Consider the following 12,570-nt stretch of genomic DNA (forward strand, 5'->3'; position numbering starts at 1 on the left):
TTTGAGCATGCATTGCCTTTTGTGACAAAGGCTTATGAGGTGTTTTTATGAACCAAGTGAAGCATTCACGCCTGATTATTCTGGGCTCCGGCCCTGCCGGTTACAGTGCTGCCGTGTATGCCGCCCGGGCCAACCTCAAGCCGACTGTCATTACCGGCCTGCAGGCCGGAGGACAATTGACCACCACCACCGAAGTCGACAACTGGCCCGGTGACGTCGAAGGCCTGACCGGCCCGGTGCTGATGGAGCGCATGCAAAAACATGCCGAGCGCTTCGATACCGAGATCGTCTACGACCACATCCACACGGCCAAGTTGCAGCAGCGACCGTTTATCCTGATCGGCGACAGCGGCACCTACAGCTGCGACGCACTGATCATTGCCACCGGTGCATCGGCCCAATACCTGGGGCTGCCGTCGGAAGAAGCCTTCGCCGGCAAGGGGGTATCGGCCTGCGCCACCTGCGACGGGTTCTTCTACCGCAACCAAGTGGTCGCTGTGGTCGGGGGCGGCAATACCGCCGTGGAAGAAGCACTGTATCTGTCGAACATCGCCAAGGAAGTGCACCTGGTGCATCGGCGCGACAAGCTGCGCTCGGAGAAAATCCTGCAGGACAAATTGTTCGAGAAAGCCGCCAACGGCAATATCCGCCTGCACTGGAATCAGAACCTGGATGAAGTGCTGGGGGATGCTAGCGGCGTGACCGGTGCCCGGCTGCGGGACAGCCTGAGCGGCGCCACCCACGAGCTGGAGCTGGCTGGAGTCTTTATCGCCATTGGCCACAAGCCCAACACAGACCTCTTCCAGGGCCAACTGGAGATGCGTGACGGCTACCTGCTGGTCAGGGGCGGCAGTGAGGGCAATGCCACCGCTACCGGCATCGAGGGGGTGTTCGCGGCCGGCGACGTGGCCGACCATGTCTACCGCCAGGCCATTACCTCAGCCGGGGCCGGCTGCATGGCGGCGCTGGACGCCGAGAAATTTCTCGACGACAACTAAGCGCTCGTCCTACGCTTGGGGCGGGCCTTCGCGGCCCGCCACCGCCCTCCCCTTCCGCAAGTTTGAATACCATGCTGACCTGGCTCCAACGCAACACCCTTGATTTCCCTCCTCTGGAAAAGGCCATGCGCGACCCCAACGGCCTGCTGGCAGCTGGCGGCGACTTGTCCGCTGATCGGTTGATCCAGGCCTATCGCCATGGCTGTTTTCCTTGGTTTTCCGAAGGCCAGCCCATTCTCTGGTGGTCGCCGGACCCGCGCACCGTGCTGTTTCCGCAGGAACTGCATGTGTCCCGCAGCCTCAACAAACTGCTGCGCCAGCAACGCTACCGCGTCACCTTCGATCAGGACTTCGCCGCGGTCATCAGCGCCTGCGCCGCGCCGCGCGACTATGCCGATGGCACCTGGATCACCGACGCCATGCAGCAGGCCTACCTGCAGTTGCATGCACGGGGCTACGCCCATTCGGTGGAAGTCTGGGACCAGGACGAACTGGTCGGCGGGTTGTACGGCTTGGCGATGGGCCAGCTTTTTTTTGGCGAGTCGATGTTCAGCCGAGCCGACAATGCATCGAAATTCGGCTTTGCCACCCTGGTCAAACACCTCCATGAATGGGGATTTGTGCTGATCGACTGCCAGATGCACACCAGCCACCTGCAAAGCCTGGGCGCCCGAGCCATCACCCGCAGTGACTTTGCCGGCTATCTGCGCCAGCACCTGGATCAACCCAGCCGCGCCACGTGGGTTTGCTGAGCGATTTTTGCACCTGTGGCTTACACTTAATTCAAAGCTTATTCCGAGGGTTGACTCATGACCGAGTTGGCGCGTTTGAAGTTCTATGCCACTCAACCCCACTCTTGCAGCTACCTGCCCGATGAACAGGCCACCACCCTGTTTCTCGATCCTAGCCAGCCAATGGATGTGCATGTCTACGCAGACCTGTCGGAAATGGGCTTTCGCCGCAGTGGCGACCACCTGTATCGCCCGCATTGCCAGAACTGCAACGCCTGCGTTCCCGCGCGCATCCCCGTCGCGCAGTTTTTGCCCAATCGCCAGCAAAAACGCATTCTCAAGCGCAACAGCGAACTGAGCGTGAAAGCGGTCAAACCTGCATTCAGCGAAGAATATTTCGAGCTGTACCGCCGCTACATCGAACAGCGCCATGCCGATGGCGATATGTTCCCGCCCAGCCGCGACCAGTTCTCCACGTTCCTGGTGCGCGACCTGCCGTTCTCCCGCTTCTACGAATTCCGCCTCGAAGGTCGCCTGCTGGCCGTGGCGGTGACCGATTTGCTGCCTAATGGCTTGTCGGCGGTCTACACCTTTTACGAACCGGACGAAGAGCGTCGCAGCCTGGGACGCTACGCGATCCTCTGGCAGATCGGCGAAGCCCTGCGCCTGGGGCTGGAGGCTGTCTACCTCGGCTACTGGATCAAAAACTGCAAAAAGATGAACTATAAGACCCAATATCGCCCTATTGAGCTGCTGATTAACCAGAGATGGGCGACCCTGAGCTAGAAGGTCTTGGCTTAAACCCCATTTTTCGGGCACAATGCACGCCGCTTTTGCCTGGCGCAGTTGCACCGGGCCATTCATTGGATACCGAGGGCTTTACTGCATGTCGAAAGAAGACAGCTTCGAAATGGAAGGCACTGTCGTCGACACCCTGCCCAACACCATGTTTCGTGTGGAGTTGGAAAATGGGCACGTCGTAACCGCGCATATCTCCGGCAAGATGCGCAAGAACTACATTCGTATTCTTACCGGTGACAAAGTGCGCGTCGAGCTGACGCCCTATGACTTGAGCAAAGGGCGCATCACTTACCGCGCTCGCTAAGCAAGTCAATACAAGACGCCCGGTTATGCCGGGCGTTTTTGTTCGCGTCGAGAAAACCTGGCAGGCGCCGGAGCGGCTTACCCCGCGCAGATCGATGCGCCGCGCGCAAACAAACCCCAGATAGCACAAAGGCACCTTACGATGCCTTTGGCTGTTTTGCATCGATTGCGATCACGCCATTTCTGCGGTGGTCTCGAAGTCGAAGGTCAGCTCGCCGTCCTTGATGTCGATGTGAACCACACCGCCATGATCGGCCAACTCGCCAAACAGGATCTCCTCCGCCAGCGGACGCTTGATCTTGTCCTGGATCAAACGCGCCATTGGCCGCGCGCCCATGGTCACATCGTAACCACCCGCCGCCAGCCAGCTGCGAGCAGCATCGGTCACTTCCAGCTGCACGCGCTTGTCTTCCAACTGCGCCTGAAGCTCGGTAAGGAACTTGTCCACCACACTTTTGATGACCTCATGACTGAGGCGACCAAATTGGATAATGGTGTCCAGGCGGTTGCGGAACTCCGGCGTGAAGCTCTTCTTGATCACTTCCATGGCATCGGAAGAGTGATCCTGGTGGGTGAACCCGATCGAAGCCCGCGCGGCCGTTTCAGCACCGGCGTTGGTGGTCATGATCACGATCACGTTACGGAAGTCAGCCTTGCGCCCGTTGTTATCGGTCAGGGTGCCGTGGTCCATCACCTGCAACAGCAGGTTGAAGACTTCCGGATGCGCCTTCTCGATCTCATCGAGCAGCAATACGCAATGCGGCTGCTTGGTAATCGCTTCGGTCAGCAAGCCGCCCTGGTCGAAACCGACATAGCCGGGAGGTGCACCGATCAAACGCGATACGGTGTGGCGCTCCATGTACTCGGACATGTCGAAACGAACCAGCTCGATCCCCAGCGCCTTGGCCAACTGCCGCGCCGCCTCGGTCTTGCCCACCCCGGTAGGACCGGCGAACAGGAAGGACCCCACAGGCTTGTCCGGAGACTTGAGGCCCGCACGGGACAGCTTGATGGCGGTAGACAGCGAGTCGATCGCCGCATCCTGACCGAAGACCGTCAGTTTCAGGTCGCGCTCAAGATTACGTAACAGCTCCTTGTCGGAACTGGTGACGTGCTTCGGAGGAATACGCGCAATTTTCGCGACGATATCTTCCACCTGCGGCACTTCAATACGTTTGACGCGCTTTTCGACCGGTTGCAGGCGCTGATAGGCACCCGCCTCGTCGATCACATCAATGGCTTTGTCCGGCATGTGCCGATCATTGATGTAGCGTGACGCCAACTCTGCGGCAGCGCGCAGCGCTTCATCGCTGTACTCGATGCCGTGGTGCTGCTCGAAGCGCCCTTTAAGGCCACGCAGGATACCAATGGTGTCTTCAACCGAAGGTTCGGACACATCGACTTTCTGGAAGCGCCGCGCCAAGGCACGGTCCTTCTCGAAGATCCCACGGAACTCCTGGAAGGTGGTCGAGCCAATGCAACGAATATCACCCGAGGACAGCAGCGGTTTCAGCAAGTTGGAGGCATCCATCACGCCGCCAGACGCTGCACCCGCACCAATAATGGTGTGGATTTCGTCGATAAACAGGATCGCTTGTGGGCGTTTTTTCAACTCGCCAAGCAACGCCTTGAAGCGCTTCTCGAAGTCGCCACGGTATTTGGTCCCGGCCAGCAAAGCGCCCAGGTCCAGGGAATAAACCACGCTATTGGCCAACAGATCAGGCACCTGATTGTCGACGATACGCTTGGCCAGGCCCTCGGCGATGGCAGTCTTGCCGACACCCGCCTCACCCACCAGCAACGGGTTGTTCTTGCGACGACGCGCAAGGATCTGAGCCACCCGTTCAACCTCAAGCTCACGCCCCACCAACGGATCTATTCGACCCTGGCGTGCGAGTTCATTGAGATTACTGGCATAGGCATCCAGAGGATTGCCCGAAGAAGAAGACTCACCACCCTCTTCGTCCTGCATATCTTGCTCACCTTCAGAGTGATCGCCATGCCCCGGCACCTTGGAGATGCCATGGGCGATGTAGTTGACGACGTCGATGCGGGCAACGCTCTGCTGTTTCAGCAGGAACACGGCCTGACTCTCTTGCTCACTGAAGATTGCGACCAGCACATTGGCGCCGGTCACTTCCCGCTTGCCCGAGCTCTGTACGTGGAAGACAGCACGCTGCAATACCCGCTGAAAGCCCAGGGTTGGCTGGGTTTCACGATCCTCGTCATGCACGGGGATCAATGGCGTGGTGGAGTCGATGAACTCCTGCAGATCATGCTTGAGTTTGTCGAGGTTAGCTCCGCAGGCACGTAAAACAGTGGCGGCGGCCTCATTATCTAAAAGAGCCAACAAAAGGTGCTCAACCGTCATGAACTCATGACGCTTCGAGCGGGCCTCCTTGAAGGCGAGATTGAGGGTGACTTCGAGCTCGCGGTTTAACATAGCTTCACCTCATACCCAAGTGGTCGGCGTTAACCGTCCTTCTCGATTTCACAGAGTAGCGGATGCTGGCTTTCCCTGGCGTACTGGTTGACCTGCATGGCCTTGGTCTCGGCGATGTCGCGGGTAAACACTCCACATACTGCCCGTCCTTCTGTGTGAACGGCCAGCATTACCTTGGTCGCCAGCTCGCGATTCAGGTTAAAAAACACCTCGAGCACTTCGACGACGAAATCCATCGGTGTGTAGTCATCATTGAACAAAACCACCTTGTACATCGGCGGCGCCTGCAATGCAGGCTTAGCTTCCTGTACAGCCAAGCCAGCGGAATCGTCGTCGTGTAGATCCGGGCGATCCTGATTGAATGTTAGTCGAATCTGGCTGAATGCATGCATGGAAAGAAAGGTTCGTTAGTTGTGCAAATACAGTGGTGGGGGCACCTCGGGACGATTTCAACTCCGACCGCCGGGTCACCTTGACTATCGGCAAAACGGTGTTACAACCAATAGAGCCCACATTGGGTAAAAAAGGTCCGCGCAGTCAACCTTATTTATCAGGTCCCAGTGCGGATGAACGGATGATACTCCAGTGATGGAGTCTGTTGCAGAGGGATATGAGTATGGCAAGCGGCAAGGTCAAGTGGTTCAACAATGCCAAGGGCTACGGTTTTATCAACGAGGAAGGCAAGAGCGACGACCTTTTTGCCCATTACTCGGCCATCGACATGGATGGCTATAAAACCCTGAAAGCCGGGCAGCCCGTGAGCTTCGAGATCATTCAAGGCCCCAAGGGCTTGCATGCCGTGAAGATTACCGAGCTCAAGCTTCCAGGCGAAACCAGCCATGAAACACAGCAGGAAACAGCCTTGAGCTGAGACTCGCCAGCATCCGGACATAAAAAAACCGGCCGACTCAAGGGATTGAGTCGGCCGGTTTTGTTTTACCCGTCAATCACTCACATATGCGAGATCAGCGCATCACCGAACGCGGAAGACGACAGCAGCTTGGCACCGTCCATCAGACGCTCGAAGTCATAGGTCACGGTCTTGGCCGAGATGGCGCCGTTGGTGCCCTTGATGATCAGGTCGGCCGCTTCGGTCCAGCCCAGGTGGCGCAGCATCATTTCTGCGGAAAGAATCAGCGAACCCGGGTTCACCTGGTCTTTACCCGCATACTTCGGTGCAGTGCCGTGGGTAGCCTCGAACATGGCGATGGTGTCGGACAGGTTGGCGCCTGGCGCGATACCGATCCCCCCCACTTCCGCCGCCAGGGCGTCGGACAGGTAGTCACCGTTGAGGTTGAGGGTTGCGATCACATCGTATTCGGCCGGGCGCAGCAGGATCTGCTGGAGCATGGCGTCGGCGATGGCGTCCTTGACGATAACGTTCTTGCCGGTTTTAGGGTTCTTGAACTGCATCCACGGGCCGCCGTCGAGCAGGGTCGCGCCAAACTCTTCGGCCGCCACTTCGTAGGCCCATTCCTTGAAGGCACCTTCGGTGAACTTCATGATGTTGCCTTTGTGCACGATGGTCAGCGAGTCGCGGTCATTGTCGACCACGTACTGCAGCGCCTTGCGCGCCAGGCGCTTGGTGCCCTGCAGGGAAACCGGCTTGACGCCGATGCCGCAGTTTTCGTCGAAACGGATCTTGGTGACGCCCATTTCTTCTTTAAGGAATTTGATGACCTTGGTCGCTTCCGGCGAACCGGCTTTCCACTCGATGCCGGCGTAAATGTCTTCCGAGTTCTCACGGAAGATGGTCATGTCGACGTCGCCTGGTTTTTTCACCGGGCTTGGCACACCTTCGAACCAGCGCACCGGGCGCAGGCAGACATAAAGGTCGAGCTGCTGGCGCAGGGCCACGTTCAGGGAACGGATACCACCACCAACCGGCGTGGTCAGCGGGCCCTTGATGGACACCACGTAATCCTTGACTGCGTCCAGGGTTTCCTGAGGGAGCCAGGTGTCCTGGTCGTACACTTGAGTAGCCTTCTCGCCGGCATAAACCTCCATCCAGGAAATTTTGCGCTCGCCGCCGTAAGCCTTCTTAACAGCAGCATCTACAACCTTGATCATGACCGGGCTGATATCAACGCCAATACCATCACCTTCAATAAAAGGGATGATCGGGTTGTTAGGAACATTGAGAGAATGGTCTGCATTGACGGTGATTTTGTCGCCGACTGCTGGAACCTGAATCTTCTTGTATCCCATGCTGAACTCCGTTGTGTGGATTGAACATCTGGCTGCGTTCGAGCGTACCCCAGTTGAATCTGCACGGAAACCTCAGCTTCCCGTCATCTGCCGGGAAGTTGCACAGTTCGCCGCGTACAAGCCTGAAATCAAAGGGAAAAGCGCCAAACTTGAGCACATCGGTCGACTCTACGCCCCCACCACGCCTGCGACCTTTAGACCAATGGACGAGTAGCGCCCTCTATGAACCATCGGCGTTTTGCCAGCTACCTATGTATAATGCCGCCGCTGACCACAGAGTCACGACGGCTGACCTCTCTAAGACGAGGCTTTCCGCCCGAAAAGCCGAGCTGTTACCGCAGCTCACCCGCTTGACGCTCGACTGATGCACCCAACATCACCGCGAAGAAATCTCGACATTCGGCTCATGGACGACTTTGAACGAACGCGCTTACCCGGCGCACCTCGAGTTTCTGCGCACGCTTTAGCAAAGAAGAGAGTTAATCCGAATATGCCCACCCGTTCGAAGATCATCTATACCTTCACCGACGAAGCCCCTGCACTCGCCACCTACTCACTGCTGCCTATCGTAGAAGCCTTCACCGCTTCGGCTGATATTGCCGTGGAAACCCGCGACATCTCGCTGGCTGGTCGCATCCTCGCAAGCTTCCCCGAGCAACTGGGCGCCAAAGCCGTGCCGGACCACCTCGCCGAACTGGGCGACCTGGCCGTTACGCCGGAAGCCAACATCATCAAGCTGCCGAACATCAGTGCCTCGGCTCCACAACTGCAAGCCGCGATCAAAGAGCTGCAGGACCAGGGTTATGCCCTGCCGGACTACCCGGAGACCGTCACCAGCGACGCCGACAAAGAAACCAAGGCCCGTTACGACAAGGTCAAGGGCAGCGCGGTAAACCCGGTACTGCGTGAAGGCAACTCCGACCGTCGCGCCCCACTGTCGGTCAAGAACTACGCGCGCAAGCACCCGCACAAAATGGGCGCCTGGGCCAAAGACTCCAAGTCCCACGTGGCTCACATGAGCAATGGCGACTTCTACGGCAGCGAAAAAGCCGCCCTGATCGAAGCCGCCGACAGCGTTAAAATCGAGCTGATCGCTCAAGACGGCACCCACACCGTCCTGAAAGAAAAAACCGCCGTGCAAGCCGGCGAGATCCTCGATTGCGCCGTCATGAGCAAAAAAGCCCTGCGCGCCTTTGTCGCCGCCGAAATCGAAGACGCCAAGAAACAAGGCGTGCTGCTGTCGGTGCACCTCAAAGCCACCATGATGAAAGTCTCCGACCCGATCATGTTTGGTCAGATCGTTGCCGAGTTCTACCAGGACGCCCTGGCCAAGCACGCTGACGTACTGAAAGAAATCGGCTTCAACCTGAACAACGGTATCGGCGACCTGTACGCCCGTATCAAGGCCCTGCCAGCCGAGCAGCAGGCGCAGATCGAAGCTGACATCCAGGCCGTATACGCCGCACGCCCTTCCCTGGCGATGGTCAACTCCGACAAAGGCATCACCAACCTGCACGTGCCGAGCGACGTGATCGTCGACGCCTCGATGCCGGCCATGATCCGTGACTCCGGCAAAATGTGGGGCACCGACGGCCAACTGCACGACACCAAGGCACTGATCCCGGATCGCTGCTACGCCACCATCTACCAGGCGGTGATCGAAGACTGCAAGCAACACGGCGCCTTCGACCCAACCACCATGGGCAGCGTGCCGAACGTCGGCCTAATGGCGAAAAAAGCCGAAGAGTACGGCTCACACGACAAGACATTCCAGATCAAGGCTGACGGCGTGGTTCGCGTCACCGACGGCAAGGGCAACCTGCTGCTGGAACAGAAAGTCGAAGCTGGCGACATCTTCCGCATGTGCCAGACCAAAGACGCGCCGATCCAGGACTGGGTCAAGCTGGCCGTCAACCGTGCTCGCGCCAGCGCCACTCCGGCCATCTTCTGGCTGGACCCAATGCGCGCCCACGACGGCGTGATGATCGAGAAAGTTCAGGCTTACCTGAAGGATCACGACACCACCGGCCTCGACATCCGCGTGATGTCGCCGGTAGAAGCCATGAGCTTCACCCTGGCCCGCACCCGCGAAGGCAAGGACACCATCTCGGTCACCGGCAACGTGCTGCGCGACTACCTGACCGACCTGTTCCCGATCATGGAACTGGGCACCAGCGCCAAGATGCTGTCGATCGTGCCACTGATGAACGGCGGCGGCCTGTTCGAAACCGGCGCCGGCGGTTCGGCTCCGAAGCACGTGCAACAGCTGCTGGAAGAAAACTTCCTGCGCTGGGACTCCCTGGGTGAATTCCTGGCCTTGGCCGCTTCCCTGGAGCATCTGGGCAACACCTACAACAACCCCAAGGCGCTGGTACTGGCCAAGACCCTGGACCAGGCCACCGGCCAGTTCCTGGACAACAACAAGTCGCCTTCGCGCAAAGTCGGCAACATCGACAACCGCGGCAGCCACTTCTACCTGGCGCTGTACTGGGCTCAAGCCCTGGCGGCCCAGACCGAAGACGCCGCACTGCAAGCGCAGTTCAGCACCCTGGCCAAGACCCTGACCGAGAACGAGGCAACCATCGTTGCCGAGCTCAATGCGGTCCAGGGCAAGCCCGTGGACATCGGCGGCTACTACAGCGCCAAGCCTGAGCTGGTGAGCAAGGCCATGCGCCCAAGCGCCACCCTCAACGCGGCCATCGCTGCGCTGGTGTAAGCAAGACCGAACCCACAAACCCCGGCCCCGCGCCGGGGTTTGTGCTTCTGGCACCTTTTCAGGAGCATCTTTCATGGAATGGCAACCCCACATCACCGTCGCCACCATTGTCGAAGACAACGGCCGCTTCCTGTTCGTCGAGGAATATCAGGACGAACAAGCCGTACTCAACCAGCCCGCCGGGCACCTGGATCCCAACGAGAGCCTGTCGCAGGCCGCCGTGCGCGAAACCCTGGAAGAAACCGGCTGGGACGTGGAGCTGACCGGCGTCGTCGGCCTCTACCTCTATACCGCCCCCAGCAACGGCGTGACCTACCAGCGCGTGTGCTTCGCCGCCAAGCCGCTCAAACATCACCCGGACTATCAGCTGGATGACGGCATAATCGGCCCGCGCTGGTTGACCCGTGACGAACTGCTCGAACAACGCGCACACTGGCGCAGCGAGCTGATCATCCGTTGTGTCGATGATTACCTGGGCGGCCAACTGCACAGCCTTGAGCTGATTCGCCCGGCGCTTTAACCGCAGTTTTAGCCTTGCAGGCCTCAGCCTGTTAGAATCGCGTCCTTTTTCAAGACACCCATTGAATTCCTATGCGTGATCCAGCCCCTTCTGACACCCAAAAGAAGCGCGTCATCGTCGGCATGTCCGGCGGCGTGGATTCTTCCGTTTCCGCCCTCCTGCTGATCGAGCAGGGCTACCAGGTGGAAGGCCTGTTCATGAAGAACTGGGAGGAAGACGACGGAACGGAATACTGCACCGCCATGGACGACCTCGCGGACGCCCAGGCCGTGTGCGACAAGATTGGCATCAAGCTGCACACCGCCAACTTCGCCGCCGAGTACTGGGACAACGTGTTCGAACACTTCCTGGCCGAATATAAAGCCGGACGCACGCCGAACCCGGACATCCTCTGCAACCGGGAAATCAAGTTCAAGGCGTTCCTCGACTACGCCATGATGCTCGGCGCCGACCTGATCGCCACCGGTCACTATGTGCGCCGTCGCGACCTCGACGGCCGTACCGAATTGCTCAAGGGCCTGGACCCGAACAAGGACCAGAGCTACTTCCTGCACGCCGTCGGTGGCGAACAGATCGCCAAGACCCTGTTCCCCGTAGGCGAGCTGGAAAAGCCCGAAGTCCGAGCCATTGCCGAAAAACACGACCTGGCCACGGCCAAGAAAAAGGATTCCACCGGCATTTGCTTTATCGGCGAGCGCCGCTTCAGCGACTTCCTCAAGCAGTACCTGCCCGCCCAGCCCGGTGAAATCAAAACCACCGAAGGTGAAATCATCGGCCGTCACCACGGCCTGATGTACCACACCATCGGCCAGCGCCAGGGTCTGGGCATTGGCGGCCTGAAAGACGCCAGCGACGAGCCGTGGTACGTGCTGCTCAAGGACCTGGAGCACAACGAGCTGATCGTCGGCCAGGGCAATGACCACCCATGGCTGTTCTCCCGCGCCCTGCTCGCCTCCGAGATCTACTGGGTCAACCCGGTCGACCTCAGCGAACCACGGCGCCTGACAGCCAAAGTCCGCTATCGCCAGGGCGACCAGCCCTGCACCCTGGAAAAAACCGCCAACGGCTATCGCGCAACCTTCGACGACCCGCAGCGCGCGGTGACCCCAGGCCAATCTGTGGTGTTCTATGACGGCGAAATTTGCCTGGGTGGTGGCGTGATCGAAGTAGCAGAGCCTTGGAGCAGCAAGGCATGAGCCCGACTCAGGAGCAATTGACGGCGCTGGGCGGCGTGTTTCTGGCAGCGGTCCTGGTCGACAAGATCGCCAAGACTGGCCAGGTCACCGAAGCCGGCCTGAGCTGCATGCTCGGCAGCTTGCTGATCCGTGACCCCAAGGACACCCTGGAAGTCTACGGCGGTGACGACATCAACCTGCGCGAAGGCTATCGCGCACTGATCGGCGCCCTGGAGCGCGACCCCAGCACTCTGCAGCGCGAGCCCCTGCGTTACGCGCTGTCGATGCTCGGCCTTGAGCGGCAACTGGCCAAGCGCGAAGACCTGCTGGAGACCATCGGCAAGCGCCTGCCGCAGATCCAATCCCAGGTAGAGCACTTCGGCCCGGCCCATGAAAACGTGATCGCCGCCTGCGGCGCGCTGTATCAGGACACCCTGAGTACCCTGCGCCAGCGGATCCAGGTGCACGGCGACATGCGCAACCTGCAGCAGCCGAGCAACGCCTCGAAAATCCGCGCCCTGCTGCTGGCCGGGATCCGCTCGGCACGCCTATGGCGCCAATTGGGCGGCCATCGCTGGCAGCTGGTCATCAGCCGTCGCAAATTGCTCAAAGAGCTTTATCCGTTGATGCGCAGCAGCTGAGCTGCGCCCGCAAGCGCTGTTTGCACGTCGTTAC

General features: G+C 59.3%; 12 protein-coding genes. 9 read left to right on the forward strand and 3 right to left on the reverse strand.

The genetic code is table 11. The annotated features are described in order from the left end of the window. Positions 1-47: 47 nt before the first annotated feature. From trxB to infA, 4 genes are all read left to right on the forward strand, one after another. Positions 48-998 (forward strand): thioredoxin-disulfide reductase, encoded by a 951-nt coding sequence (gene trxB / locus MF4836_RS31155; protein WP_078473581.1) that lies wholly within the window; start codon positions 48-50, stop codon positions 996-998. A gap of 71 nt (positions 999-1,069) precedes the next feature. Next, positions 1,070-1,750 (forward strand): leucyl/phenylalanyl-tRNA--protein transferase, encoded by a 681-nt coding sequence (gene aat, locus MF4836_RS31160; RefSeq protein WP_078473582.1) that lies wholly within the window; start codon positions 1,070-1,072, stop codon positions 1,748-1,750. Between the two features lie 57 nt (positions 1,751-1,807). Beyond that, positions 1,808-2,515, forward strand: a complete 708-nt coding sequence (locus tag MF4836_RS31165; RefSeq protein WP_078473583.1) for an arginyltransferase — start codon at positions 1,808-1,810, stop codon at positions 2,513-2,515. 100 nt (positions 2,516-2,615) lie between these two features. Next, a complete protein-coding gene (gene infA, locus MF4836_RS31170) occupies positions 2,616-2,834 on the forward strand; it encodes a translation initiation factor IF-1 (protein WP_002553999.1) in 219 nt (72 codons plus the stop codon). Between the two features lie 171 nt (positions 2,835-3,005). Here the strand turns inward: infA and clpA are convergent, their stop codons facing one another. Both clpA and clpS read right to left on the reverse strand, forming a co-directional pair. After that, positions 3,006-5,276, reverse strand: coding sequence for an ATP-dependent Clp protease ATP-binding subunit ClpA (gene clpA / locus MF4836_RS31175; RefSeq protein WP_020296731.1), 2,271 nt, complete (start codon positions 5,274-5,276; stop codon positions 3,006-3,008). A gap of 29 nt (positions 5,277-5,305) precedes the next feature. Beyond that, entirely contained in the window at positions 5,306-5,668 is a 363-nt protein-coding gene (gene clpS / locus MF4836_RS31180; RefSeq protein WP_020296732.1) for an ATP-dependent Clp protease adapter ClpS, read from the reverse strand. Between the two features lie 224 nt (positions 5,669-5,892). Here clpS and cspD point away from each other — a divergent pair, with 224 nt between their 5' ends. Then, entirely contained in the window at positions 5,893-6,147 is a 255-nt protein-coding gene (gene cspD / locus MF4836_RS31185) for a cold shock domain-containing protein CspD (RefSeq protein ID WP_078473631.1), read from the forward strand. An 80-nt stretch (positions 6,148-6,227) separates the two neighbouring features. Here the strand turns inward: cspD and icd are convergent, their stop codons facing one another. Beyond that, positions 6,228-7,484 (reverse strand): NADP-dependent isocitrate dehydrogenase, encoded by a 1,257-nt coding sequence (gene icd, locus MF4836_RS31190; RefSeq protein WP_020296734.1) that lies wholly within the window; start codon positions 7,482-7,484, stop codon positions 6,228-6,230. A gap of 490 nt (positions 7,485-7,974) precedes the next feature. Between icd and MF4836_RS31200 the strand changes: the two genes are divergently transcribed. From MF4836_RS31200 to hflD, 4 genes are all read left to right on the forward strand, one after another. Continuing rightward, on the forward strand, positions 7,975-10,200 hold the full coding sequence (locus tag MF4836_RS31200; RefSeq protein WP_078473585.1) for an NADP-dependent isocitrate dehydrogenase: 2,226 nt from the start codon (positions 7,975-7,977) through the stop codon (positions 10,198-10,200). Positions 10,201-10,273: 73 nt separating this feature from the next. Continuing rightward, positions 10,274-10,720 (forward strand): NUDIX hydrolase, encoded by a 447-nt coding sequence (locus MF4836_RS31205; protein WP_020296737.1) that lies wholly within the window; start codon positions 10,274-10,276, stop codon positions 10,718-10,720. Positions 10,721-10,791: 71 nt separating this feature from the next. Beyond that, positions 10,792-11,916 (forward strand): tRNA 2-thiouridine(34) synthase MnmA, encoded by a 1,125-nt coding sequence (gene mnmA / locus MF4836_RS31210; RefSeq protein ID WP_020296738.1) that lies wholly within the window; start codon positions 10,792-10,794, stop codon positions 11,914-11,916. Beyond that, positions 11,913-12,536: a high frequency lysogenization protein HflD gene (gene hflD / locus MF4836_RS31215; RefSeq protein WP_020296739.1), complete on the forward strand. Its 624-nt coding sequence runs from the start codon at positions 11,913-11,915 to the stop codon at positions 12,534-12,536. Before mnmA ends, hflD begins: the two co-directional genes overlap by 4 nt. Positions 12,537-12,570: the final 34 nt, after the last annotated feature.

Source organism: Pseudomonas sp. MF4836 (genome assembly GCF_002018875.1).
Taxonomy (GTDB): domain Bacteria; phylum Pseudomonadota; class Gammaproteobacteria; order Pseudomonadales; family Pseudomonadaceae; genus Aquipseudomonas.

Coding starts and splice junctions, on each gene's coding strand:
- trxB (WP_078473581.1), top strand. CDS start 48: ATGAACCAAGTGAAGCATTCACGCCTGATTATTCTGGGCTCCGGCCCT.
- aat (WP_078473582.1), top strand. CDS start 1,070: ATGCTGACCTGGCTCCAACGCAACACCCTTGATTTCCCTCCTCTGGAA.
- MF4836_RS31165 (WP_078473583.1), top strand. CDS start 1,808: ATGACCGAGTTGGCGCGTTTGAAGTTCTATGCCACTCAACCCCACTCT.
- infA (WP_002553999.1), top strand. CDS start 2,616: ATGTCGAAAGAAGACAGCTTCGAAATGGAAGGCACTGTCGTCGACACC.
- clpA (WP_020296731.1), bottom strand. CDS start 5,276: ATGTTAAACCGCGAGCTCGAAGTCACCCTCAATCTCGCCTTCAAGGAG.
- clpS (WP_020296732.1), bottom strand. CDS start 5,668: ATGCATGCATTCAGCCAGATTCGACTAACATTCAATCAGGATCGCCCG.
- cspD (WP_078473631.1), top strand. CDS start 5,893: ATGGCAAGCGGCAAGGTCAAGTGGTTCAACAATGCCAAGGGCTACGGT.
- icd (WP_020296734.1), bottom strand. CDS start 7,484: ATGGGATACAAGAAGATTCAGGTTCCAGCAGTCGGCGACAAAATCACC.
- MF4836_RS31200 (WP_078473585.1), top strand. CDS start 7,975: ATGCCCACCCGTTCGAAGATCATCTATACCTTCACCGACGAAGCCCCT.
- MF4836_RS31205 (WP_020296737.1), top strand. CDS start 10,274: ATGGAATGGCAACCCCACATCACCGTCGCCACCATTGTCGAAGACAAC.
- mnmA (WP_020296738.1), top strand. CDS start 10,792: ATGCGTGATCCAGCCCCTTCTGACACCCAAAAGAAGCGCGTCATCGTC.
- hflD (WP_020296739.1), top strand. CDS start 11,913: ATGAGCCCGACTCAGGAGCAATTGACGGCGCTGGGCGGCGTGTTTCTG.